The sequence below is a fragment of the Clostridium sp. DL-VIII genome, assembly GCF_000230835.1.
GTDB lineage: Bacteria > Bacillota > Clostridia > Clostridiales > Clostridiaceae > Clostridium.
Genome location: NZ_CM001240.1, coordinates 2,036,205 through 2,062,262 on the forward strand (window position 1 = coordinate 2,036,205; position 26,058 = coordinate 2,062,262).

A 26,058-nucleotide genomic window follows, 5' to 3' on the forward strand; every position below is an offset into this window, starting at 1 on the left:
AAAGAAATTACGTTTGTTATAGTCTTTTTTAAGGAGGAGAATTTATGTCCATAAATTTTAAAAAATTTACACCACGTCCAGGCCTTGTAAATAAACAGGGGCGTTTACCGGATCCTTCTGAATTAGTTTGCGTTGAAATACCTAAAATTTTTGATCAATGCCTAATAAAACGATGTCTTGTATATTGTGAAGGTCCTGACACATGTACAACAGATTGTGAATTGAGAAGTAATCCATTGGAAAAACCTAAGAGATATATAGGAAGCAGAGATTTTAACGTACAGTTAATATCCGTCGATGAAACACCAATATGCGGGAAGCCAGGCTTCAAAAAAATAGTACTTTCGTACATGATTTCTTTCTATGCAGATTATATTGACTGCAATGGTGTAAATAAGAGTGAGTTGTTTGAAATCAATAGAACAGATGTAATAGGAAAATTTTACTGTCCTGATTCTATAGCTCAAATTTCAGCTAGTTTTATGCCGGTTCATAAAGCTCAAGATTTAGATTCTAGTATAATCAAGCTTGAAATGGTTGCAGATGCTTTAGCGGGTGAATTACTAGAGGATGAAGACTGCAATAGTGTTTTAGATATTACGTTAGGATATTATATTGTTGTAAAATGTGAACTTATAGTACAGCTTTTAATTCCAGCTTATGACTATTGTCCAGTTCCAAAAGAACCATGTATTGAGGAACCAGAGGAAGATCCATGTGAAAGATTTGAAAGGGCTCCAATTCCTAAGTTCTATCCAGATCAAAATTTAGACCCATTATTCCCAGATTGCGATGACAATTATATTGATCCAGATTATTCAGATGACGATAAGGACATAAAGTTTTAATTTCACTAAAAGTGCACAAATATGAGTATTTATTTATGCGTTTTGTTAGTTAAAAAATATTTTTACGGAATAGCTTGATATCTTTTAATATGTAGTATATTTTATTACATTGATACACATTATTATTTAATACAATGAAAACTGCGAAAAGTTCTTTGTATTATGAAAATTATCAATAGTATAATAAGTGAACTCTAGCATTTCAATCATTGTCCTTATTATTAATTTTTATTTTATTTAATTATAATTAGGATTTGTGAGGTTTGTTAGAGTTTTTTACTATTTAATTAGCGTAACGCATAAATTCCATAAGGAGTTTCAAATGATTTATTTAGATAATTCAGCTACATCGTTTCCTAAACCAACAGAAGTCTATGAAGAGACACTAAACTGCATGAAAAATTATGCTGCAAACCCAGGGCGGAGCGCCTATAAAATAGCTGTAAGAGCATCCGCCAAAATTATGGAGACAAGAGAAGAAATAAGCAACTTATTTAATATTCCTAGCCCTTTTAATTTAGTTTTTACAAGTAATGCAACAGAAGCATTAAATACAGGAATAAAAGGAGTTTTAAAAAGAGGCGATCATGTTATAAGTACAGTAATTGAACACAACTCTGTTTTAAGACCCTTAAATTCACTAAGTAAAGCGGGAATTGAAGTGAGTTTAGTTGGAGTTGATAAAGCAGGATATATTAATATTGATGATATTAATGATGAAATTAAGAAAAACACAAAAATGATAATAGTAAGTCATGTATCTAATGTACTTGGAAGTATTCAGGATATTAGAAATATAGGAAGGCTTGCAAAGAAAAATGGAGTTATATTTATGGTAGATGCATCTCAGAGTGTTGGAATTATACCAATTGACGTGGAAAAAGATAATATTGATATACTGGCATTTTCAGGCCATAAAGGATTACTTGGGCCCCAGGGCACTGGAGGTTTATTTATACGAGAAGGTATAAAACTAAAGAATTTCAAGGAAGGAGGTACAGGGAGTAATTCACATTTTATGGTTCAGCCAAGCTTTATGCCAGATAAGTTTGAAAGTGGAACTTTAAACACACCAGGGATTGCAGGTCTCGGAGAAGGTATAAAATTTATTAAAAGAGTTGGAATAGAAAGTATAGAAAAACATGAAAGTGAACTAACGTTATATCTATTAAATGAAATGAAAAGACTTCCTTATATAAAGGTATATGGAGAAAGCAGTGGAAAGAAAAGAGGTCCTGTTATTTCATTTAATATAAAGGGGGTGGATGCATCTATTGTTGGAGAAAAGTTAGATAATGAAGAAATAGCGGTGAGAACAGGATATCATTGTGCACCATTAATACACAAGGTGATTGGTACAGAATATGCTGGAACTGTGAGAGTTAGTCCGGGATATTTTAATACATTATATGATATAGAAAAGCTTCTTACTGTAATCATGAGAATATATAAAGGCAAATAACCTAAGAAGAACTTTGGGTACATATATAATTATATATGTAATAAAAATTAGGATGTGAAAGTTATGAATTCTAATAATAAATCAGATATTCCGTATCAAATGGATAATCCTAACGAGTCTGAAAGATATACAATGCTTAAATATATATTAAAAATGCAGGATAGATTAGATGATTTTAGTGATATAGTTAATTCAATGAGTCCTCCTGAGGATATAAGTAATATTTGTCCGATAGGAGTAGCTAAAGATATAAAAGTAGCGGTAATTGGTGCTGGAGAAGCTGGACTCGCATCTGCAGTTGAACTAAGAAAGATAGGATGCAACATTACTTTATTTGAAGCGAGTCAAAGAGTAGGAGGGAGAGTATATACTCATTATTTTGACAGAAATAGAAAATATTTTGGTGAGCTTGGACCAATGTGTGTGCCGATATCTCATGAAACTACCTGGCACTATATAAATCTTTTTAAACTTGATACCACACCTTTTGTGGATTATAATAGTAACGCTTTATTCTATGTTAGAAATGAACGCATGCTTAACGATATAAATGGAGAAAATGTTAAAAATTCTATATATATTGAGTTTGACTTAAAGGAAGCTGAAATGAAAAAAAACTGGAGAGAGTTTCAGGAAAGTATATGTAGAAAATATTTCAAATCTCTTCCGGTAGAATTAAAGAGGGAATTAATCCAAACAAAACCTGAATATTCTGATGAAATAGTTGAAATAGATAAAATGAATTATAGAAGCCTATATGAGAATGCAGGCCTTAGTCAAGATTTCATATCAATGCTTGGATGTTTGGAAGGTAGACGACAGTTTTTTGATTTAAGTCTTACTGAAATTCTTCAAAAGTATTATACAGAGGATTTTCAATACACCTATCGAATTACAGATGGTATGATAAATTTACCTCTTTCCTTGTATGAAGCATTGTGTGATAAAAATAATGAAGTATACAAAAATATTGGTAAAGAACGTTTAGGGAAAGTAGAAATAAAAATGGGCTTTCCTGTTAGTGGAATCTATGATTCTCCTTCAAAAGATAAAGTTATTCTTAAATACATGGATTATATAAATAATAAAGAAACATCTGAAGAATTTGATTATGTAATATGTGCTATACCATTTTCAAGTTTAAGGAGGATGGAAATAAAACCTCTTCTTACAAATAGAAAGATGCAGGCAATAAGTGAAATGAATTATAAAGCAGCCCACAAGATATATCTATATCTTACGGATAGATTTTGGGAAATGGGAAATGCACAAACACAAATAATAGGAGGAAACACTTATACTGATCTTCCACTAGTTTCAATTTCCTATCCTTCAGATCATGCAAAACCTATAGCTAATAAATATGGAAGATGGGCATTAAGACCTGGAACCAGTTATAAAGAAGCAGGTGTATTATTAGCTGGTTATAGCTGGGGACAGGAAGCAGAAAGAATTGGAAATGAAAATCCAGAATTATTACTTGATGATGTAATGAGATATGTAGAAAGAGTTCATGGTCTTTCTCGTAATTACCTTGATGATAAATTGATTGATTACAAATCATTAATTTGGTCAGATGTACAGTATATATGGACTGGAGGAGCATTATCAAAGCCAGGAGATAAAGTGCTTTTCTCCTATGATGTAACAGTTCCAGAAATGGAAAGTAAATTGTTTTTTGCAGGAGAGCATATTTCGCAAAAACATGTTTCGCAGCAGGGAGCACTTCAAAGTGGAATGATTGCTGCAAATGAAGTGGCAAAACAGATAAAAGATAATCGTATTTAGAAAATAATTAAAAATTTATATAAAAATAGGACCTATATTTAGGTCCTTATTTAATGTTTCTTATTATAATATATAAGCATTTAGTGATCACCATTTATTTAAGACATCTATAATATAATTAACTTCTTCAATAGTCATGCCGTGCCATAGAGGCAAGCTTAAGACAGTATTTGAGAGAGTCTCTGCTACTTTAAAATCACCTTGTTTATATCCTAAATCTTTATAGGCTTTTTGAAGATGAATAGGTATTGGGTAATGAATTAAAGTGTTAATTCCATTAGTATTTAAGTAACTTTGCAGCTCATCTCTAAATTCTGTTCTTATAGCAAAGACATGCCAGATGGACTTTTGAACAGAGTCTATATAAGGAAGAATTATTTTACTATTATTAATTTTTTCAAGATAAAGCTTAACTATTTTTTGCCTATCAGTATTCCATTTATCAAGATATTTAAGTTTAACTCTTAGAAATTCAGCCTGCATTTCATCAAGTCTGGAGTTTACGCCCTTATATTCATTATGATATTTAATTTCTGAACCATAATTTCGTATAGCTTTAACTTTTTTAGCTAAAGTAATATCACTAGTGAGAATAGCACCAGCATCTCCGAGCGCTCCTAGATTTTTTCCGGGATAAAAGCTAAAACCAGCTGCATCACCTAGGTTTCCAGCTCGCTTACCGTTGTATATAGCTCCATGAGCTTGAGCAGCATCTTCTATAAGCTTCAAGTTATGCTGCTTACAGATAAGTTTTATTTTATCAATTTCTGCTGGTCTGCCATATAAATGAACTGCGATAATAGCTTTTGTTTTTGGAGTAATAGCTTCTTCAATTTTATTTATATCAATATTAAAAGTTTTAATATCAGGATCTACTAAAACAACTTTAGCACCAACATACGAAACTGCAAGGGCAGTAGCAATATACGTGTTACAAGGCACAATAACTTCATCACCTTCTCCAATATCATATCCTCTTAAAATGATAGAAAGAGCATCTAAGCCATTTCCACAGCTTATACAATAAAGTGCATTGCAGTAATTAGCAAATTCTTTTTCAAAAGCATCTACGCTATCTCCTAAAATAAAAATATTTTTATCATATACTTTTTCAAAAGCAGCTAGAATTTCATTTCTTATTTCAGCATGCATTGGTTCAAGGTTTAAAAATGGTATTTTCATATAATCACTTCCTTGTATCTAGTTGCAGCTTCCTTCATATAAAAATCAATATTTCGTATATAGTCATTTTCATTATAATAATCAGATGCAAGTACTAGGAGGACTGCATCTTTGCTAAAATCATACATTTCTCTCCAAACATATGGACCAATATATAAGCCAACAGAAGAATTGTCCAATATAAATTCAGTTTCTTCTTTAGGGTTCTTTACCTTTATTTTTACAGAGCCGCTTACACATACGAGTACTTGATGGAGCTTTCTATGGGCATGAAAGCCTCTTGCTGTGTTTTGTGGAACGTTAGTAATATAATAAATTCGTTTTATATCAAAAGGAACATCAAGTAATCCTTCAATAGGAGTTAGATTTCCATAGTTGCTGTCTATACTCAAAAATTTAAACAGAGAACAATTATACATTTAGTCACCTCCATATTATACAAAATCTAGCTCATCTATATATTTTATGCTGATAATAAGAAAGTGTACTTAAAGCTTACATATAATAAATTTAAAAGTAAATTTCATACACATCGACTTGCTATTTATTTGATTATATATTAGTAACATTAATTTAATAAAAGATTATTGAATGGTCTAGAATGGTGATAAAAAACATAAATTAGAAAGTATGATATATAGATAAATGTTCAAGGAGAGGTATAATGTGGACTTAAAATCAGATATATTTAAGGATTTGAGTTATGAGAAATTTAAAGAACTAGCCAAAAGTGATAAGTTAAATAATATAGAAAAGGTTGGTTTTCCAATTGAATATAGGCAGAATAAAGAGAAATTTATACTTGAGGATATAATAACTAAGCTTGGAATAGAAGATGGCAGAAATAAAACAATTTTAGATATTGGATGCGGATGTAGTAACTTAACTTTAATGTTAATTGAATACTGCAAGGTAAATAAGCACAAGTTAATACTCATTGATTCAGAGGAAATGCTTAATAATATTCCAGAATATGATTTTGTATTAAAAGTTAAAGGATATTATCCTAAATCCTGTGAAAAATTTATAGAAAATTATAAAGGAAAAATTGATTGTATTATAACTTACAGCGTAATTCAATATGTATTTAATGAACTAAGCATATTTGATTTCATTGATACATCATTAACGCTTCTAAAAGAGCTAGGAGTAATGCTTATTGGAGATATTCCTAATATATCAAAAAGAAAAAGATTTTTTGCATCTAAGGAGGGAATAAAATATCATCAGAATTTTACAGGCAGGAGGGAGCGGCCACTAGTAAAGTTTAACGATATTGAAGCAAAAAATATGGATGACTCGGTTGTAATGTCAATTATTCAAAGGTGTAGGTTATCAGGATTTGATAGTTATATACTTCCTCAGGATAAAAAGCTTCCAATGGCAAACAGGAGAGAAGATATATTAATTATAAAACCTTAATTTAGGAGGATAAATAAATGGATAAAAATAAAAAATTAATAATTATTGGTGATAGCGCATTTGCGCAAATAGCATATGAATATTTTACTTATGATTCTGATTATGAGGTTGTAGCCTTCTCTGTTGAAAAAGATTATTTAAAAGATAAAGAAATGCTTGGATTACCAGTTATTCCTCTTGAAGATATAGAAAAGTTGTATGACCCAGAGAATCACTATGTTTTTGTTGCGACCGTTTATAAGAAATTAAATAGATTAAGGACGAGGTTAATGAAGGAATGCAAGAATAAAGGATATAAATTAGCTTCATATATTAGTTCACATGCTTTTGTATGGAAAAATGTAAAGATGGGAGAGCACTGCTTTATATTTGAAAATAATGTGGTGCAGCCATTTGTTGAATTGGGGAATAATACTGTCTTATGGAGTGGAAATCATATTGGCCATCATTCAAGGTTTGGAGATAATTGCTTTGTAGCATCTCATGCAGTTGTATCCGGATTTTGCAATATAGGAGATAATTGTTTTATAGGGGTTAATGCAACGATAATAAATAATATTAATATAGGAAGTGACTGTATTATTGGGGCAGGTGCTTTAGTTTTAAAGGATATTGAGAGTGGTAAAATTGTAAAAGGTAAAGCATCTGATGTGGAATTTTTATCTGAAAGAACAAAGAATTCTTTAAAGGAATGATTTTATGAAATGGAATAAGCAAGGATTAATATTTTCACCTAAAGGTGAATTTGAGTGGATGCAGAGCTATGCACTCATTCCAACTGCAGATATTATAAGTAATGACACTGTAAGGATTTATTTTGCCACACTGGATAGAGAAATGTATGGGAGAATCGGTTATATTGATGTGGACATGTTAAACTTAAAAAATATAAAAAACATAAGTGAAAAGCCAGTATTAGATATAGGAAATATTGGTACCTTTGACGATTCTGGGGTTAATCCATCCTGCATCTTAACAGTGGATAACAAAAAATATTTATATTATTATGGGTGGCAAAGATGTGAAAGAGTACCTCATATGCTTTTTGCAGGGTTAGCCACAAGCGAAGATGGGGAAAATTTTACTAAAGTTTCAAGGGTACCTGTTCTTGATAGAACGAAAGAAGAACCGTATTTGCGTTCTGCAACAAGCATAATAGTAGAAGATAATATTTTTAAATGCTGGTATGTTTCTGCTATAAACTGGATTCTAGTAAATGATAAAAGTTATCCTAAATATGTTATAAAATATGCCTATTCATATGATGGAATTGAATGGATTAGTGAAAATCATACATGTATAAGCTTCAAGAATGAATATGAATATGGTTTTGGAAGGCCATGGGTTATAAAGGAAAATGATATGTATAAAATGTGGTATTCAATAAGAAGTACCAATGAACCATATAAAATTGGATTTGCAACATCAAAAAATGGGCTTGATTGGACAAGACTAGATGAAGAAGCAGGAATTGAAAAATCGGAAAGTGGCTGGGATTCAGAAATGATTTGTTATCCTAATATAGTAAAATTCAATAGTAAAACTTACATGTTTTATAATGGAAACAGGCATGGTAAGACAGGCTTTGGCTATGCAATTTTGGAGGAGTAATTATTTAATGGATTTAGAAGTGTATAGTGAAGATAAAAAAAGCATTTGGAATGAATTTGTAAGGAAAAGTAAAAACGCTACATTTCTTATTATGAGAGAATATATGGATTATCATAAAGATAGATTTACTGATATGTCTCTTATGTTTTACGACAATAAGAAAAATTTGATAGGTATACTTCCAGCAAATATAGAAGGTAATGAGCTTATGAGTCATGGAGGGTTAACCTATGGTGGCTTTATATTAGATAAGAAAATGAAAACAACTACTATGTTAGAAATGTTTAATTTATTAATTAATTTTTGTAAAGGGAAAAATATTAAAACAATCTTATATAAGCCTATTCCTTATATTTATCACGAAATTCCTTCACAGGAGGATTTATATGCATTATTTATAAATAATGCTAAACTCCATATTAGGAATATTTCATCTTCAATAAAATTAGGTAAAAAGAATGATTATGAAACCAGAAGAAAAAGGCAGATAAATAAGGCCTTAAAAAATAATATAATTGTCTTAGAAACTAATGACTATGATAAATATTGGGTGATTTTAGAGCAGAATCTCATGGAAAAGCATGAATCAAGACCTGTTCATACAGTAAATGAAATTAAAAGTCTTGCTAGTATCTTTCCTAATAATATAAAGTTGTTTTGTTCTTACAAAGATAATACTTTATTAGGCGGAGTAGTAGTTTATGAAAATAAGGAAAATGTTCATGTTCAATATATATCGGCATCAGAAGAGGGTAAAGCAATAGGTGCTTTAGATATTATTTTTGATAAGTTGATTAATGAAATTTATAAGGACAAAGAATATTTTGATTTTGGTATATCAAATGAAAACAAGGGAAGATATTTAAATGAAGGATTAATAAATCAAAAGGAAGGTTTCGGTGCATCGGCTGTGGCATATGATCAATATATACTTTATTTATAAGATAAAATTACCTATCAATATAAATAATTTCAACAATTATTGGACTTAAGCTTATATCAAAACATTGAAGTTAGGTACTATCAAATAAATAACGAGTCCCAAATAGCCTTGCAAGTGGACTTGTTATTTATTATTTGATAGTATCTTATATTAAACTTCGATTGATATAAGCTTAAGTTTAGTAAATGATGCAATTACTCTAATAATATATTTATAAATTTAGTGTAACAACGTATATATTCATCTTTAAGTTTCATTACTTCTTCATTATTTTCAGCTTCATTATTATATTGTTCAATAAATCTAATGAGGTCTCCATTATATTCTTTATACCATGCTAAAAGACTTTGTAGAAGCTCTCTTTTATCTTTAAGAAAAAATCTATTTTCATACGAAGAAATAATCAGCTTAAAAAAATCAAGTGAAGCCCAGAAAGCTAAAGTGGTATCTTGAATGCTCTGAGAATTATGAATTCTAAAATTACTTAAGGGTTCAGAAATATACATCATATTTCCTTTTTGCAATAATTTAAGCCACAAGGATATATCACCTAAACAGTATATTTGGTATTTATCATAGTCGATTAAATTATAGTTTTCGCAGTCAAATTCCAAGGCTTTTCTTTTAAACATAGCAGTAGTCAGTTCACCAATATAGTTAATCATTGATAAAAGAAGTTTTTTCCCAGCTTTTTCTCCGGTTAAGAGAGTATCATAAGAATATTGACAGACAGTTCTAAAATTATCGTTATAATAATTACCATTCTCGTCAATCATTTTTCTATAACTTGTTACTAGAGAAAGGGTATCATCATAAAGAAAATAATCAATCATTTTAGCTATTTTATTAAAGTCCCAAAGATCATCGTGTAATAAATAGTTTATATATTCACCTGATGACTCTTTAAAACACTTATTAACATTAAGCTTACCCCTATGACCAAGTGGACCACCATTATTAAAATACTTAATTTTATTGTTTTTTAACATATATTGTTCAATCAAAGCTTGTACATCATTAGTAGTACTATCATCACATATAATAATTTCAGTATTTCGGTATGTTTGGTTTAGTGCGGAGTCAAGTGCAGACTTTAGATATTTAGTTTGATTGTAAGCAGGAATTAATATGCTGACTAAAGGAAATATGTCTTTAGAGTAAGTATCCAGGAACTTATTGCGATATTCTTCAAAGCCGTTTGTTGTATTTACAATTCCGCAATCATGAATGCACCACGGAAATTTTTGATTAGGAACTACTACCTTAAAGCCCTTTTTTATAAATTCAATGCTCTGTGAGGCATCATAAAAATGCCACCCATCAAAAATATCTTCCATCCATGGAAGATCATATTGTGTTATCATCATAAATCCATCTATTCCTTTTACTTCGGAATATAAATCATTAATTTCATTAAAAATTAATAAGTCCATGGTTCCACTATGACTGTCGTAGACTTTCCCTACTTTTTTGGAATCCTCCCACCATATTCCTGATACTGGAATGATTTTTGCTCCAACCATACCAATAAGCCCTATATTTGAATCATTTTTAAATATATTTAATATTTCATTTATAAAATTGCTATTTTGTATATAGACATCTTGATGAAGATAAACCTTATATTTAGAGTCACTTTTTTGAATTGCTTCATTATATGCAGAAGCTATACTTTTGGCATTTCTTATGGCTATTATTTCAATTTCAATACCACTAGGTACTGGAAGTTTATTAACATACGATAGACTTCTTTCATATGAAGCTTCATCATCTACGCAAGTAATAAATGCGATTTTATTTTCATTTATATTTATTACCATTTGATACTGCACCTTCCCTAACAGCTTAGTTACTTGAAACTACCTTTATCATATTAATATAATAAAAGAGTTTATCTAGTTAGTTTTTAAGAGAGTGTTTAGAAAATCTCTTAAATATTCTTCATTTAATATAAAAGTACCTTGATAATATGGCATATTGGAGTGCCCTGAAAGACCTCCATCTAGAAAATAGTATTTTAATTCAGATATACCAGCTATAGTTGAGTACCATGGTGATTGAATGCTCTTTGGCTGTATAAATATTATATTTGCATTTTTATTTGCAAATATTACATTTGTAAGTCCAGCACCAGATGCACCAGCTATGAATTCTGCTTCAGAAAAAGTCTGCAATTGATCATGAAAAGACATATCTTGAGGAAATATAATTTCGAAACCAGAGGATTTAAAAATATTTTCTACTTCAATTTGATTTTCTAACCTTGGTATGGGAGATTTTCTTCTTGAAATATATAATTTTCTATGAAGATTATTGTTTTGTATTGATAAATTTTTATTTAGAGGTTTGATAGCCAAATCGTCAATGATAATATCTTCATATTTTACTAAAAAGCCTGGTTTTAGATTTAAGGGATAGGTCGCTAAATCTGAAATGTATATTAGTTTATTTACTTTATAATTATAACCGCTAATTAAAGGGATAATCTCTCTTCCTTGCTTATTTAACATCTCCAATTCTTCTTTTAACTGAGGTATAGTAAGACAAATCGCATCAACTAATATTGGAATGTGGTTATATTCGGAAATTTCATTTACAAGTAATAATTTAGAAGCTACTTCAATTTGAAAGTGAGAATAATTAGAAGAGGCACTTGAAGTAAGCATTATTCCTTCCTTAATAATTTTAGATGACTCAGTATAACCAATAAAAGCTTGATGATTTCTCATGTCAAAAATGTTATTGCCTCTAAAATCAAATTTATTTTCATAATTCTTAAATGCTAAATCATAGATACAAAAATTTTTATCATCAAAAATTATAGGGTTAGCACCAATTAAATTTACATTAGATAATTCAGCTGTATAAATTTCGGGAAATTTACTATCTATAGAAGCAATCGCTTCGGTATTATCACTATAATTTGGCAAGTATATTTTCTGAGGATGTGCTTCTTTTATAACAGAATATTTATAATTATGAGAAGTACAATATTCTTTACAAGTAATATTTGTTAAAACTTTTTGGACAGGCATTAATTATAAGCCACCTTTCAATCTGTCAATAATATATTAAGATTAAATTTTTATTATATATGTGAATATTAACTTTAAAATATTAAATGAATTTTTAGAATTATTTGTTTCATTTATAATAGAATTATTTCAATTAGAAATCATATAAAATTAATACATTTTATGAATTGAACAATGTTAATGTTACATGAAATTTAATAATAGAATTTATAGTATTACGAATTTAATAAAAGTGTACAAGCTAATATAGAGGTAAGGAGGTACCATACTTGAAAGATATATACTTATTTAAATTGTGTTAAAAAATTTCTTACAAATTCTGCATCAGGTTTGAATGCATTCTGCCAATATCTATGAGGGGTTATTTTAGATAATTCTGCATCTAAGAAATAAGATTCTTGCCCTAATATGCCTGATATATTAGAAATCCAAGGTGATTCTATGGCCTTAGGCTGTATACATATGATTTTTGCATTTTTATTTGCAAATAGAATATTTGTAAAGCCAGCACCATATGGACCAGCGATGAATTCAGCTTCTGAAAATATCTTTAATTTATCTGCAAAAGACATAAATTCAGGATAGATGATTTCATAACCACGCTCGGTGAAAATCTGTTCAATAATATCTTGATTTTCTAATCGAGGATTGCCTGAATTTCTTCTGGAGATATATATTTTTTTAAATATGTTGTTATTTTCAATTGCTAAAGCTTTATTCAGCGGTTTAATACATAAATCATTTAAAACAGAATCTTTGTAATGGAGTGGACAACCTCTTTTTATTTCAATTGGATACATTACTAAATCTGAAAGATATATAAGCTTTTTTACATTATAGCAGTTTCCCTTTCTTAGGTAGATTATTTTGTGATTATTTTTATTTAACAGCTGTAATTCTTCTAGGTAATGAGGTATACTAAAGCAAATTTCATCAATTAATAGTGGCATATCAGCATATTCTTTAAATTCATTAATAAGACATAATTTAGAAAGCACCTCTGTGTGAAAATGAGAGAAGTTAAAAGCACATCCCGATGTAAGCATTATACCTTCTTCAATACTCAAAGCAGGATCGTCATAACTAATACATGTAATATCCTTATCTACATATACTGTATTGTTAATTTTTAAATCAAATTTTTTTTCATCATCTTTAAGTGCAATATCATAAATGCAATAATTATCTTTATCAAAAATAATATAATTAGCACCAATTATATTAACATCGCTTAATTCAGAAATAAGGATCTCAGGGTATGGTACATCTATATTACTAATAAAATCTTTGGTATCTCTATAATTTGGTATATATAGTTTTTGAAGATGCTCGTTCTTTATAATGGAATATTTCATATTATGAATATCGCAATAGTTTTTACAGGAAATATTATTTAATTTTTTTTCAATGGTCATTTATTACACCTCTATTTAATAATGGTTTGGATTTTTGATTGCATTTCTGTCAAGCACAGGAAGGTAATTAAATTCTAAAGAATTATTCAGTATATACTATGATGATTCAGTATAGTTGAATACAAAAAGTGCATTATTTTATTCTGATGAAGGAGTTATTCAGCATTATTTCGCATAACCTTTTTTCTGCTGCATATAAGTATATAAAAAATGATTTATGCCTATGAAGTGAAGAAATGTACTGGTAGATGGATTTGTTATTTTTTGAGTGTGTATTATATTCCTTGTGCTTATATTATATAAAATATTAAGACTTGAAATTATGCAAATAAATAGCTGAAATTTTTAAAGAAAGCAATTAAAAAAGGAGTAATAGATGAAAGTCGTTATATTAGCAGGCGGATTTGGCACAAGGATTTCAGAAGAAAGTCACTTGAGGCCAAAGCCTATGATTGAAATAGGAGGCATGCCTATTTTATGGCATATTATGAAAATATATTCTCATTATGGATATAATGATTTTATAATTTGCTGTGGATATAAATCACATGTGATTAAGGAGTATTTTTCAAATTACTATTTATATGGAAGCGATGTTACCTTTAATTTTGATAAAAATAATAAAATGACAGTACACAGTAATTTTTCAGAGCCTTGGAAAGTTACATTGGTGGATACGGGTCTTAATACTATGACAGGAGGGCGAGTTAAAAGAATACAAAAATATATCAGTGATTCCACATTTATGCTTACTTATGGAGATGGAGTCAGTGATGTTGATATTTCTGAGTTAGCTAAATTTCACAAAAGTCATGGAAAGATGGCAAGTATGACAGCAATAAATATTGAACAGAGATTTGGAGTTCTTGATATAAATAAAGATAATGTGATCAATTCTTTTAGTGAAAAGAATGATAATTGTGGAAGTATGATTAATGGCGGTTTTATGGTACTAAGTACTAAAATTTTCAATTATATTGAAGGTGATGTTACAGTATTTGAAAAAGAGCCTCTAGAAACAATTGCTAAGCTTGGACAACTTATGGCATACAGACATAAAGGCTTTTGGAAGTGCATGGATACACAGAGGGATAAGCAGCAGCTTGAAGCCTTATGGGAAAGTGGTGAAGCCCCATGGAAAAAATGGTAGCAACCCTTGAGTTTTATAAAGGAAAGAAAGTTTTAGTAACAGGTCACACTGGATTTAAAGGAGCCTGGCTTTGCAAAATACTTGTACAAGCTGGTGCGGAAGTTACAGGGTATTCTTTAAATTCACCTACGAAACCAAGTTTGTTTGAGTTATCTGGAATTGGAAAGAGGTTAAATTCCATAATTGGAGATATTAGAGATTTAAAAAGACTTATGGAGGTGTTCGGTAAATATAAGCCGGAAATAGTATTTCATCTTGCAGCGCAGCCTATTGTGCGTGATAGTTACAAAGATCCGGTTTTAACTTATGAGACTAATGTGATTGGGACGGTAAACATACTTGAATGTATCAGAAAAAATGAATGTGTAAAATCATTTTTAAATGTTACAACAGACAAAGTGTATAAAAACAATGAATGGGAATGGGGATATCGTGAAAATGAGCAATTAGATGGCTTTGATCCTTATTCTAATAGTAAGTCATGCTCCGAACTTGTTACGCATAGTTATAAAAATTCTTTCTTTGCAGAAGGAAAAACTGCTGTCTCTACAGCAAGGGCTGGCAATGTGATAGGAGGAGGGGATTTTGCAAGTGATAGAATAATTCCAGACTGTATTAGAGCTGCTGAAAGAAAACAACCTATTAGTATAAGAAATCCGTATTCAATCAGGCCATATCAGCATGTTTTAGAAGCAATAGGAGCATATATTTTGATAGCACAAAAGCAATATGAAGATATGAAATATTCAGGATATTATAATGTTGGTCCTAATGAGGATGATTGTATAAAGACTATAGATTTAGTAAAATTATTCTGCAAAAAGTGGGGAGAAGGTATGAATTGGCAAGATAAACTTATTGAAGGGCCTCATGAAGCAAGCTTTTTAAAATTAGATTGTTCCAAGATAAAAACTGTATTTGGCTGGAAGCCAACATGGAATGTAGAAACTGCAATAGAAAATACCGTCGAATGGGCAAAATGCTATTTAAAAAAAGATGATATAAATGAATGTATGAATAGACAGATTATAGAATTTTTCTATAAGGGAGAATAAGATATGGCAGATGAGCTAGTTAGGGAAAAAGACAAAGCGGAGATTTTAAGACTTGTCAGTGAATACTATGATAAATACCATAAAAAAACTAATTATAAAAGGGGAGAAAGAATTCCTTATGCAGCTAGAGTTTATAATAGTGAAGAAATGGTAAATCTTGTGGACAGTTCACTTGAATTTTGGCTTACAGCAGGAAGATATACCATGAAGTTTGAAACTGAATTTGCTAAGTTATTAAACATAAAATATTGCAGTTTAGTTAATTCAGGTTCAAGCGCTAATTTAATTGCTTTTATGGCACTTACTTCACCGCTTTTAGAAAATAGAGCTGTTAGAAAGGGAGATGAAATAATTACTGTTGCTGCAGGATTTCCGACTACAGTAGCACCTATAATTCAATTTGGTGCAATACCAGTTTTTGTAGATGTCACAATTCCACAGTATAACATTGATGTGACAAGGCTAAAAAAGGCTCTTTCAGATAAGACAAAGGCAGTTATGGTGGCTCATACATTAGGAAATCCGTTTGATTTAAGTTCAGTTAAAGATTTTTGCAATAAAAATAATTTATGGCTCATTGAAGATAATTGTGATGCTTTAGGGGCAAAATATACAATAAATGGAGAAGAAAAGTTTACTGGTACTATAGGAGATATTGGTACTTCAAGCTTCTATCCTCCACATCACATGACTATGGGTGAAGGAGGAGCAGTATATACAGATGACCCACTACTTAATAAAATAATTCGTTCACTTAGAGACTGGGGAAGAGATTGTGTCTGCCCGCCAGGAATGGATAACTATTGCAATCACCGTTTTGATAAACAATATGGTGAATTGCCATTAGGTTATGATCATAAATATGTATATTCACATTTTGGTTATAATTTAAAGGCAACTGATATGCAGGCTTCCATTGGATGTGCACAGATTAAAAAATTACCAGCATTCATTAAAAAAAGACGTAAAAACTTTAAAGAATTAAAAGAGAAATTAGTAGAATTAGAAGATAAGCTTCTTCTGCCCATACCTTGTCAGAATTCTAATCCAAGCTGGTTTGGTTTTCTTATTACATGCAAAAAAGGAGTAGATAGAAATAAACTTGTCCAATATATTGAAAGTAAAGGTGTTCAAACCAGAATGCTGTTTGCAGGGAATTTAATAAAACATCCATGTTTTGATGAAATGAGAGCAAACGGCAATGGATATCGCATAGTTGGGGGTCTTGAGAATACAGACAAAATTATGAGAGATAGTTTTTGGGTAGGAGTGTATCCAGAAATGAGTAATGATATGATAAATTATATGGCAGATACAATTAAAGAGGCAGTTAATAAACAATTATGAAGGGAACTGTAATGTGAAGGTAAGTGATTATATTGTATCTTTTCTTATAGAGAGAGGAATTAGTGATGTATTTGGATATCCAGGTGGAATGGTAACACATCTTATGGATTCTTTTGATAAATATAAAGAACATATTTTAATTCATTTAAATTATCATGAACAAGGAGCAGCTTTTTCTGCTTGCGGATATGCACAAGTTTCAAATAAACCTGGAATTGCATATGCTACTAGCGGACCTGGTGCTACAAATTTAGTTACTGGTATTGCAAATGCTTATTTTGATTCTATACCATGCATTTTTATTACAGGTCAGGTTAATACTTATGAAGCAAAAGGAAATCTTCCCATAAGGCAAAAAGGATTTCAGGAAACTGATATTGTAAGCATTGTAAAGTCTATTACAAAATATGCAGTAAAGATTGAAAATGAAAAAGATATTAGGTATGAACTTGAAAAAGCATTTTATCTAAGCAGCAATGGTAGAAAAGGACCAGTCTTAATTGATATTCCAATGAATATTCAAAGAGCTGATGTTATTTTAGAAGAATTAAGATGTTATGAAGAAAATAAAAGTAAAATAGATAATTTGGACTATAATGATATGAAAAGTACTATGCTCAAAATACTAAAAAGTTCTAAAAAGCCAGTCATTTTAGCTGGAAATGGTATCAATATCGCAAATGCTATTAAAAAGTTTAGAAGATTTGTAAAGCTAACAGGAATTCCAGTTGTCACAAGTATGATTGGAAGAGATGTACTACCTAGTAACACTAAAAATAATTATGGATTTATAGGCGCTTATGGGCATAGATGTGCAAATTTTATAATATCAAATAGTGATTTGATTATAAGCTTAGGCTCTAGGCTTGATTGCAGACAAACAGGAAGTAATCTTAAAATTTTTGCAGATAGGGCGAAACTTTTAAGAGTGGATATAGATGATTTTGAACTCACAAATAGAATAAAAGCTGATGAAATATCAATTTTAGCAGACTTAGAGAAAATGATTCCAATGTTAAATGCAAATGAATTTAAATTAAAGGCCAATTATAAAAAATGGATAGATGCATGTACTAAAATAAAAAAGGAGCTTAAAGATATTGATTCACAATATGAAAACAGCGTTGTAAAAGAGTTTTCGAGTATTGTTCCAGATGACTCTATTATAACAACCGATGTCGGTCAAAATCAGGTGTGGATAGCGCAGTCTTTTGTAATTAAGAGCAATCAAAGAATGCTATTTTCTGGAGGGCATGGTGCAATGGGGTATTCGCTTCCATGCGCGATTGGTGCATATTATGGAAGCAGAAAAAGTGTTATTTCTTTCAATGGAGATGGCGGATTGCAGATGAATATTCAAGAGCTTCAATTTATAGCAAGAGAAAATATTCCTGTTAAAGTAATATTGCTTAATAATAAATCGTTAGGAATGATTCGCCACTTTCAAGAAATGTACCTGGATTCTAATTTTGTACAAACAAAAAAGGAGAAGGGATATACAACACCTGATTTTCAAAAAATAGCAAAGGCATATGGCTTGCCATATATGAAAATAAATTCAATAGAAGAAATTTCAAAATGTGCAAGTGGATTAGTAGATGAAAATCCTTGCTTTATAGAGATTTGTTTAACTGATGCTACTTATTTATATCCAAAACTAGCTATAAATAAACCCATATATGATCAAGATCCTGCCTTGGATAGAGAAATGTTTAATAGGCTGATAAAAATTTGTGATATTTAAATTAGGCATATGAAAATAGGCTGGCAAATGGACTTGTTATTTGCTTGAGTATGCCTTAGTAAAGCTAGTAATTAGCTAGTTCTACTAGATTTATGATTTAGCAATCCAAAGGATGATGATAAGTTATGAAAAATGTAGTAATAACTGGTGCTACTAGCTTTATAGGAATACATATAATTAAAGAATATCTTAAAAATGATTGTAATGTCATAGCTGTAGCCAGACCTAATTCAAAAAACTTAAATAGATTACCTAAAAGTAATTTATTAACGATTATTGAAATGGATATGAAAGAAATAGATAGGATTACAGAGAAAATTAAAATTGAAAAAGTAGATATATTTTATCATCTAGCTTGGAATGGGACCAGATTACCATATCGAAATGATGCCGCTATTCAAGAAGAAAACTATTACTTTGCAATAAGTGCAATGAGAGCAGCTAAATTATTAGGATGCGATACATTTATAGGAGCAGGCTCCCAGGCTGAATATGGTAAATGCATAGGGAAAATTAGCGAAACTCACAGTTCAAAGCCAACAGATGAATATGGGAAATCCAAATTAAAAGCGTATAAGACTCTTAGAAAAATTGCAGCGAAAAATAATATTAAATTTATATGGGCAAGAATATTTAGTGTATATGGAATTTATGATTATAAGGAAACACTTGTTATGTCAGTATTGCATAAGATGATAAAAAATGAAAATGTACAATTAACTAAATGTGAACAAATGTGGGATTTTATTTATGTAGAAGATTTAGCGAGAACAATGTATCTGCTTGCAAATACTTCCTGCGTTGATGGAATATATAACATGGCAAGTGGTGAAAGCAGAAAGCTTAAAGAATTTATAATAGATATGAAAAATACCTGCAAATCGCAGAGTGAATTGCAATTTGGAGCAATACCGTATAACAGTGAAACAGCAACAGGGTTTGAACCACTTGTAGATAAATTGAAACAAAATACAGGATGGTCTTGTAATGTAAATTTTATAGATGGCATAGAAAAGATATTAAAATTTATAAATTTTAATATTGAATACAAATAAATGAGCAGAATAACTTAAAGATATTCTGTTCATTTAATTTATTAACCAATTCCTATGGTTTTAAAATAGTTTCTATTATATAGTATACGCGAATCATTAGGCCTAAATTTGGCAGCAATTTCATTATGCTCATACGCTAACTTATGATCTCCGAGTCTATCATAGCAAACACATAATTGTAAATGAGGTAACCATGTCCAACATGCATCATTAAAAAATCCCCAGCTGTCTTTTGGCTTTTCTAGTTTGGTAGCTTGCTCGTACCAAAAAGCTGACTGCTTATATTTCTTTTCATGTAAAAAAGAAAAGCCTATTTTACAGCAAGCTTCAGCTCTAGGAGTGTCATATTCGAAGCTCCTAAATGCATATCTTCTCCCATCTTCTACCTTATCTATTGATTGATAATAGTCACATATTTTTTCACAGACCCTGATATTATCTTCAAACCAGCCTTGCTTTGAATCCAAAAATTTATTATAGTATTGCAATGCTTCATCAAACATTCTATGGTCATATAATTCATTGCCGTAGTAGAGAATGTCTCTTGGTGTAAATACAACTCCTTCTTTTAATTTATTCTGATAAATTTCGAGATTTCTTTTTGGAGTTTGCTTTAACTTCCTATGAGTTATTGCAATTTCACTGTTAATTATATTTCCTCCAACTGCTAGATATTCATGAACAAAGCCAAACCATTGAAAATTATTACTCCTCTTAACTAGGCGATTACGCCTGTAACTTGCAGTAACATTTCCGTATTCATCAAAAGCTGTATTATACTTGGCAGTTACAGAATCAACAGTAGGATCTAAAGTTTCTTTTAAAACTTTGAATTTTTCACCATCTTCAGGCAATACAACATCATCAGCATCTAGCCAAAAAATATAATCCTTGGTAGCTTTACTAAAAGCAAAATTTCTTGCGGCAGAAAAATCATCAATCCATTTAAAATCATAAATTTTATCTGTATATTTTTTAACAATTTTTTTGGTTTTATCATCAGAACCAGTATCAACAATTATCATTTCATCAACTATATCTTTTACTGATTCCAAGCAGTTTGCAATTACATCTTCTTCATTTTTAACTATCATACAAAGACTAATAGTTATCAAATAACCACCTTCTTTAAAGTTTTACACTATATAATATGGTAGTAAAAATATTTTGACACATATTGATATGATGATAAAAAAAGATTACCTGAATAAAAAACACAGGTAATCTTCTTTTGGTTAGTTAAAATACTGTTATATTTAGTGCTCTAGTAGTAGTGGTAGCAGAATTAATATTAGCGCTAGACATTGTAAGCAGAACAGTGTAGGTGAAAGTTCCAGCACCTGGAGTATCAGACCAGGTGAGATTAGGAATTTCAGTTAAATTTCTAGAAGTAGCAAGCGTAAGATCATCAGAATTAGTAATGCTAATTGTAGCGATAGTAGTTCCACCACGTAACAATTGAAATTGAATCGTATAATTGTAAGTTACTAATGCTGCTGCCGTTACAATATTAATTTCGGACATTGAATCTAGTTTTAATACTTGATTAGTGCTAGCAGTGACATCTCTAGATAGTATAGTAACACTTCCATTAGGGTTAAGTGTTAAGGAAGCGCTCGCCATTGTAGGAGCTAAGGTACTTCCTGCACCAGTTACGCCAGTAGATCCAGTGGAACCTGTAGCTCCGGTTACGCCAGTGTCACCGGTAGGTCCAGTAGAACCTGTAACTCCGGTAGCACCAGTTACGCCAGTAGGTCCAGTAGAACCTGTAACTCCAGTAGAGCCGGTGTCACCAGTAGGTCCGGTTGCGCCGGTATCGCCAGTAGTTCCAGTGGAACCTGTAACTCCGGTTGCACCAGTGTCGCCAGTAGATCCAGTGGAACCTGTAACTCCGGTTACGCCAGTATCACCAGTAGGTCCAGTAGAACCTGTAACGCCAGTTGCACCAGTGTCACCAGTAGGTCCAGTAGAACCTGTAACTCCAGTAGCGCCAGTGTCACCGGTAGATCCAGTAGAACCTGTGATTCCGGCTGCACCGGTATCGCCAGTAGATCCAGTAGAACCTGTAACTCCGGTAGCACCAGTGTCGCCGGTAGATCCAGTAGAACCTGTGACTCCAGTAGCGCCAGTGTCACCAGTAGATCCAGTAGAACCTGTAACTCCAGTTGAGCCAGTATCACCAGTAGATCCAGTGGAACCTGTGACTCCAGTAGCGCCAGTATCACCAGTAGGTCCAGTAGAACCTGTGATTCCAGTTGAACCAGTATCACCGGTAGATCCGGTAGAGCCTGTGATTCCGGTTGCACCAGTTACACCGGTAGGTCCGGTAGAACCTGTGACTCCAGTAGCACCAGTATCGCCTGTAGTTCCAGTAGAACCTGTAATTCCAGTAGCGCCAGTATCACCGGTAGGTCCAGTAGAACCTGTGATTCCAGTTGAACCAGTATCACCGGTAGATCCGGTAGAACCTGTGACTCCAGTAGCACCAGTATCGCCTGTAGTTCCAGTAGAACCTGTGACTCCAGTAGCGCCAGTATCACCAGTAGGTCCAGTAGAACCTGTGACTCCGGTTGCGCCAGTATCACCAGTAGGTCCAGTAGAACCTGTAATTCCAGTAGCGCCAGTATCACCGGTAGGTCCAGTAGAACCTGTGATTCCAGTTGAACCAGTATCACCGGTAGATCCGGTAGAACCTGTGACTCCAGTAGCACCAGTATCGCCTGTAGTTCCAGTAGAACCTGTGACTCCAGTAGCGCCAGTATCACCAGTAGGTCCAGTAGAACCTGTGATTCCAGTTGCACCAGTATCACCGGTAGATCCAGTAGACCCTGTAGCTCCGGTTGCACCAGTGTCACCGGTAGATCCAGTAGAACCTGTGATTCCGGTAGCACCAGTGTCGCCGGTAGTTCCAGTAGACCCTGTAGTTCCGGTAGCGCCAGTGTCGCCAGTAGATCCAGTGGAACCAGTAACTCCAGTAGCGCCAGTGTCACCGGTAGATCCTGTTGAACCTGTGACTCCAGTTGAGCCAGTATCACCTGTAGACCCAGTAATTCCAGTAGCACCAGTGTCACCAGTAGTTCCAGTAGAACCTGTGATTCCGGTAGCGCCAGTGTCGCCGGTAGCACCAGTGTCGCTGGTAGGTCCAGTAGAACCTGTAACTCCAGTAGCCCCGGTGTCGCCAGTAGATCCAGTAACTCCAGTAGCGCCAGTGTCACCGGTAGATCCTGTAGAACCTGTAATTCCAGTTGAGCCAGTATCACCGGTAGATCCAGTAGACCCTGTAACTCCAGTTGGGCCAGTATCACCGGTAGGTCCGGTAGAACCTGTGACTCCGGTAGCGCCAGTATCACTGGTAGGTCCAGTGGAACCTGTAACGCCAGTAGCCCCAGTGTCACCAGTAGATCCAGTAGAACCTGTGACTCCAGTGGAACCAGTAACTCCAGTCGCCCCGGTGTCGCCAGTGTCACCAGTAGATCCTGTTGAACCTGTAACGCCAGTTGCACCAGTGTCGCCGGTAGTTCCAGTAGAACCTGTGATTCCGGTTGCGCCGGTATCGCCAGTAGTTCCAGTAGAACCTGTGACTCCGGTTACACCAGTGTCGCCGGTAGTTCCAGTAGAACCTGTAGGTCCAGTAGCACCGGTGTCACCAGTAGGTCCGGTAGACCCTGTAGCTCCGGTTACACCAGTGTCGCCGGTAGGTCCAGTGGAACCAGCAACTCCAGTAGCGCCAGTGTCACCGGTAGATCCTGTTGAACCTGTGACTCCAGTTGAGCCAGTATCACCTGTAGGTCCAGTAGACCCTGTAACTCCAGTTGCACCGGTGTCGCCAGTAGATCCAGTGGAACCAGTAACTCCAGTAGCGCCAGTGTCACCAGTAGATCCTGTTGAACCTGTAACGCCAGTTGCACCAGTGTCGCCGGTAGGTCCAGTAGAACCTGTAATTCCAGTATCACCAGTATCACCAGTAGGTCCAGTAGAGCCGGTGACTCCGGTAGCGCCAGTGTCACCGGTAGATCCAGTAGAACCTGTAGCTCCAGTTGAGCCAGTATCACCGGTAGGTCCAGTAGAACCTGTAATTCCAGTAGCGCCAGTGTCACCGGTAGATCCAGTAGAACCTGTAACTCCAGTTGAGCCAGTATCACCGGTAGGTCCAGTAGAACCTGTGACTCCAGTAGCGCCAGTGTCGCCGGTAGATCCAGTAGAACCTGTAGCTCCAGTTGAGCCAGTATCACCGGTAGGTCCAGTAGAACCTGTAGCTCCGGTTACGCCAGTGTCACCGGTAGGTCCAGTAGAGCCTGTGATTCCGGTTGCGCCGGTATCGCCAGTAGGTCCAGTAGAACCTGTGACTCCAGTAGCGCCAGTGTCGCCGGTAGATCCAGTAGAACCTGTAACTCCAGTTGAGCCAGTATCACCAGTAGATCCAGTGGAACCAGTAACTCCAGTCGCCCCGGTGTCGCCAGTAGGTCCAGTGGAACCAGTAACTCCAGTAGCGCCAGTGTCACCAGTAGATCCGGTGGAACCTGTAATTCCGGTAGCTCCAGTATTACCGGTGGGTCCAGTTGAACCTGTGGCTCCGGTTGCGCCAGTATCACCTGTAGGTCCAGTAGAGCCTGTGACTCCGGTTGCGCCAGTATCACCAGTATCACCAGTAGATCCAGTAGAACCTGTAATTCCAGTAGCGCCAGTGTCACCGGTAGATCCAGTGGAACCTGTAACGCCAGTTGCACCAGTATCGCCAGTAGATCCTGTTGAACCTGTGACTCCAGTAGCACCAGTGTCACCGGTAGATCCAGTAGAACCTGTAACTCCAGTAGCGCCAGTGTCACCGGTAGATCCGGTAGAACCTGTGACTCCAGTAGCGCCAGTGTCACCTGTGGCTCCAGTTGAGCCTGTAATTCCAGTAGCACCGGTAGATCCAGTAGAACCTGTAACGCCAGTTGCACCGGTGTCGCCAGTAGATCCAGTGGAACCTGTAGATCCGGTTACGCCAGTATCACCAGTAACTCCAGTTGAGCCAGTGTCACCAGTGTCACCGGTAGATCCAGTGGAACCAGTAACTCCAGTCGCCCCGGTGTCGCCGGTAGGTCCAGTAGAACCAGTAACTCCAGTAGCGCCAGTGTCACCGGTAGATCCTGTTGACCCTGTGACTCCAGTAGCACCAGTGTCACCGGTAGATCCTGTTGACCCTGTGGCTCCGGTTACGCCAGTATCGCCTGTAGATCCAGTAGAACCTGTAATTCCAGTGGCACCAGTGTCGCCAGTAGGTCCGGTAGACCCTGTAGCTCCGGTAGAACCTGTAACTCCGGTTACGCCAGTGTCACCAGTAGATCCAGTAGACCCAGTAGCTCCGGTTACGCCAGTGTCACCGGTAGATCCAGTAGAACCTGTAACTCCAGTAGCCCCGGTGTCGCCAGTAGGCCCGGTAGAACCTGTAGCTCCGGTTGAGCCAGTGTCGCCAGTATCACCAGTAGATCCAGTAGAACCTGTAATTCCAGTGGCGCCAGTATCACCTGTAGGTCCAGTAGAACCAGTAACTCCAGTAGCGCCAGTGTCACCAGTAGATCCAGTGGAACCTGTAACGCCAGTTGCACCAGTGTCGCCGGTAGGCCCTGTTGAACCTGTAGTTCCGGTTACACCAGTATCGCCAGTAGGTCCGGTAGATCCAGTAGAACCTGTGACTCCGGTAGCACCAGTGTCGCCAGTAGGTCCAGTAGACCCTGTAGTTCCGGTTGCACCGGTGTCGCCAGTAGAACCCGTAACTCCGCTTGAGCCAGTGTCACCGGTAGATCCAGTAGAACCTGTGACTCCGGTAGTGCCAGTATTACCAGTAGATCCAGTGGAGCCAGTAACTCCGGTTGCTCCGGTGTCGCCAGTAGGTCCAGTAGAACCTGTAACTCCAGTAGCGCCAGTGTCGCCAGTAGGTCCTGTAGTGCCAGTATTACCAGAGAAGAAATCTATGCTAAGAAATGGTCTTTGACTTGGAACAGTCCATTCTTTAGAG

The 26,058-nt window shown here is 34.3% G+C and carries 19 protein-coding genes; 13 read left to right on the plus strand and 6 right to left on the minus strand.

What is annotated here, in order from left to right:
- Window positions 1-44 precede the first annotated feature (44 nt).
- From CDLVIII_RS09315 to CDLVIII_RS09325, 3 genes are all read left to right on the plus strand, one after another.
- Entirely contained in the window at window positions 45-848 is an 804-nt protein-coding gene (locus tag CDLVIII_RS09315) for a hypothetical protein (protein ID WP_009169199.1), read from the plus strand.
- Between the two features lie 322 nt (window positions 849-1,170).
- Window positions 1,171-2,310: an aminotransferase class V-fold PLP-dependent enzyme gene (locus CDLVIII_RS09320; protein ID WP_009169200.1), complete on the plus strand. Its 1,140-nt coding sequence runs from the start codon at window positions 1,171-1,173 to the stop codon at window positions 2,308-2,310.
- Between the two features lie 63 nt (window positions 2,311-2,373).
- Complete coding sequence (locus CDLVIII_RS09325; RefSeq protein ID WP_009169201.1) at window positions 2,374-4,098, plus strand: NAD(P)/FAD-dependent oxidoreductase; 1,725 nt, start codon at window positions 2,374-2,376, stop codon at window positions 4,096-4,098.
- Window positions 4,099-4,185: 87 nt separating this feature from the next.
- On the opposite strand, the gene CDLVIII_RS09330 is transcribed toward CDLVIII_RS09325, so the two are convergent.
- Entirely contained in the window at window positions 4,186-5,280 is a 1,095-nt protein-coding gene (locus CDLVIII_RS09330; protein ID WP_009169202.1) for a DegT/DnrJ/EryC1/StrS family aminotransferase, read from the minus strand.
- Window positions 5,277-5,699 (minus strand): FdtA/QdtA family cupin domain-containing protein, encoded by a 423-nt coding sequence (locus CDLVIII_RS09335; RefSeq protein ID WP_009169203.1) that lies wholly within the window; start codon window positions 5,697-5,699, stop codon window positions 5,277-5,279. Before CDLVIII_RS09335 ends, CDLVIII_RS09330 begins: the two co-directional genes overlap by 4 nt.
- Window positions 5,700-5,946: 247 nt before the next feature.
- On the opposite strand from CDLVIII_RS09335, the gene CDLVIII_RS09340 reads away from it, so the two are divergent.
- From CDLVIII_RS09340 to CDLVIII_RS09355, 4 genes are read left to right on the plus strand one after another with little or no spacing between them, the layout of a single operon-like run.
- Complete coding sequence (locus CDLVIII_RS09340; RefSeq protein ID WP_009169204.1) at window positions 5,947-6,702, plus strand: methyltransferase type 12; 756 nt, start codon at window positions 5,947-5,949, stop codon at window positions 6,700-6,702.
- 17 nt (window positions 6,703-6,719) lie between these two features.
- Window positions 6,720-7,397, plus strand: coding sequence for an acetyltransferase (locus CDLVIII_RS09345; RefSeq protein WP_009169205.1), 678 nt, complete (start codon window positions 6,720-6,722; stop codon window positions 7,395-7,397).
- A gap of 4 nt (window positions 7,398-7,401) precedes the next feature.
- Window positions 7,402-8,313, plus strand: coding sequence for a hypothetical protein (locus CDLVIII_RS09350; protein WP_009169206.1), 912 nt, complete (start codon window positions 7,402-7,404; stop codon window positions 8,311-8,313).
- A gap of 7 nt (window positions 8,314-8,320) precedes the next feature.
- Window positions 8,321-9,256: a GNAT family N-acetyltransferase gene (locus CDLVIII_RS09355; protein ID WP_009169207.1), complete on the plus strand. Its 936-nt coding sequence runs from the start codon at window positions 8,321-8,323 to the stop codon at window positions 9,254-9,256.
- A gap of 194 nt (window positions 9,257-9,450) precedes the next feature.
- Here CDLVIII_RS09355 and CDLVIII_RS09360 read toward each other — a convergent pair whose 3' ends face one another.
- The 3 genes from CDLVIII_RS09360 to CDLVIII_RS09370 all read right to left on the minus strand — a co-directional run bounded on the left by CDLVIII_RS09360 (window position 9,451) and on the right by CDLVIII_RS09370 (window position 13,706).
- Window positions 9,451-11,076, minus strand: a complete 1,626-nt coding sequence (locus CDLVIII_RS09360) for a glycosyltransferase (protein WP_009169208.1) — start codon at window positions 11,074-11,076, stop codon at window positions 9,451-9,453.
- A 75-nt stretch (window positions 11,077-11,151) separates the two neighbouring features.
- Window positions 11,152-12,291, minus strand: coding sequence for a glycosyltransferase family 61 protein (locus tag CDLVIII_RS09365; protein ID WP_009169209.1), 1,140 nt, complete (start codon window positions 12,289-12,291; stop codon window positions 11,152-11,154).
- Between the two features lie 284 nt (window positions 12,292-12,575).
- A complete protein-coding gene (locus CDLVIII_RS09370; protein ID WP_009169210.1) occupies window positions 12,576-13,706 on the minus strand; it encodes a glycosyltransferase family 61 protein in 1,131 nt (376 codons plus the stop codon).
- Between the two features lie 376 nt (window positions 13,707-14,082).
- Between CDLVIII_RS09370 and rfbF the strand changes: the two genes are divergently transcribed.
- From rfbF to CDLVIII_RS09395, 5 genes are all read left to right on the plus strand, one after another.
- The gene (gene rfbF, locus CDLVIII_RS09375; RefSeq protein ID WP_009169211.1) at window positions 14,083-14,856 is read left to right on the plus strand and encodes a glucose-1-phosphate cytidylyltransferase; all 774 of its coding nucleotides are present in this window, start codon (window positions 14,083-14,085) and stop codon (window positions 14,854-14,856) included.
- Window positions 14,841-15,911, plus strand: a complete 1,071-nt coding sequence (gene rfbG / locus CDLVIII_RS09380; RefSeq protein WP_009169212.1) for a CDP-glucose 4,6-dehydratase — start codon at window positions 14,841-14,843, stop codon at window positions 15,909-15,911. Before rfbF ends, rfbG begins: the two co-directional genes overlap by 16 nt.
- Window positions 15,912-15,914: 3 nt before the next feature.
- Window positions 15,915-17,258, plus strand: a complete 1,344-nt coding sequence (gene rfbH, locus CDLVIII_RS09385) for a lipopolysaccharide biosynthesis protein RfbH (RefSeq protein ID WP_009169213.1) — start codon at window positions 15,915-15,917, stop codon at window positions 17,256-17,258.
- A gap of 13 nt (window positions 17,259-17,271) precedes the next feature.
- The gene (locus tag CDLVIII_RS09390; protein ID WP_009169214.1) at window positions 17,272-19,002 is read left to right on the plus strand and encodes a thiamine pyrophosphate-binding protein; all 1,731 of its coding nucleotides are present in this window, start codon (window positions 17,272-17,274) and stop codon (window positions 19,000-19,002) included.
- 125 nt (window positions 19,003-19,127) lie between these two features.
- On the plus strand, window positions 19,128-20,057 hold the full coding sequence (locus CDLVIII_RS09395) for an NAD-dependent epimerase/dehydratase family protein (RefSeq protein WP_009169215.1): 930 nt from the start codon (window positions 19,128-19,130) through the stop codon (window positions 20,055-20,057).
- A 41-nt stretch (window positions 20,058-20,098) separates the two neighbouring features.
- Here CDLVIII_RS09395 and CDLVIII_RS09400 read toward each other — a convergent pair whose 3' ends face one another.
- Window positions 20,099-21,151 (minus strand): glycosyltransferase family 2 protein, encoded by a 1,053-nt coding sequence (locus tag CDLVIII_RS09400; protein ID WP_242835867.1) that lies wholly within the window; start codon window positions 21,149-21,151, stop codon window positions 20,099-20,101.
- Window positions 21,152-23,148: 1,997 nt separating this feature from the next.
- On the opposite strand from CDLVIII_RS09400, the gene CDLVIII_RS31885 reads away from it, so the two are divergent.
- Complete coding sequence (locus tag CDLVIII_RS31885; protein WP_242835959.1) at window positions 23,149-26,034, plus strand: DUF4573 domain-containing protein; 2,886 nt, start codon at window positions 23,149-23,151, stop codon at window positions 26,032-26,034.
- Window positions 26,035-26,058 lie beyond the last annotated feature (24 nt).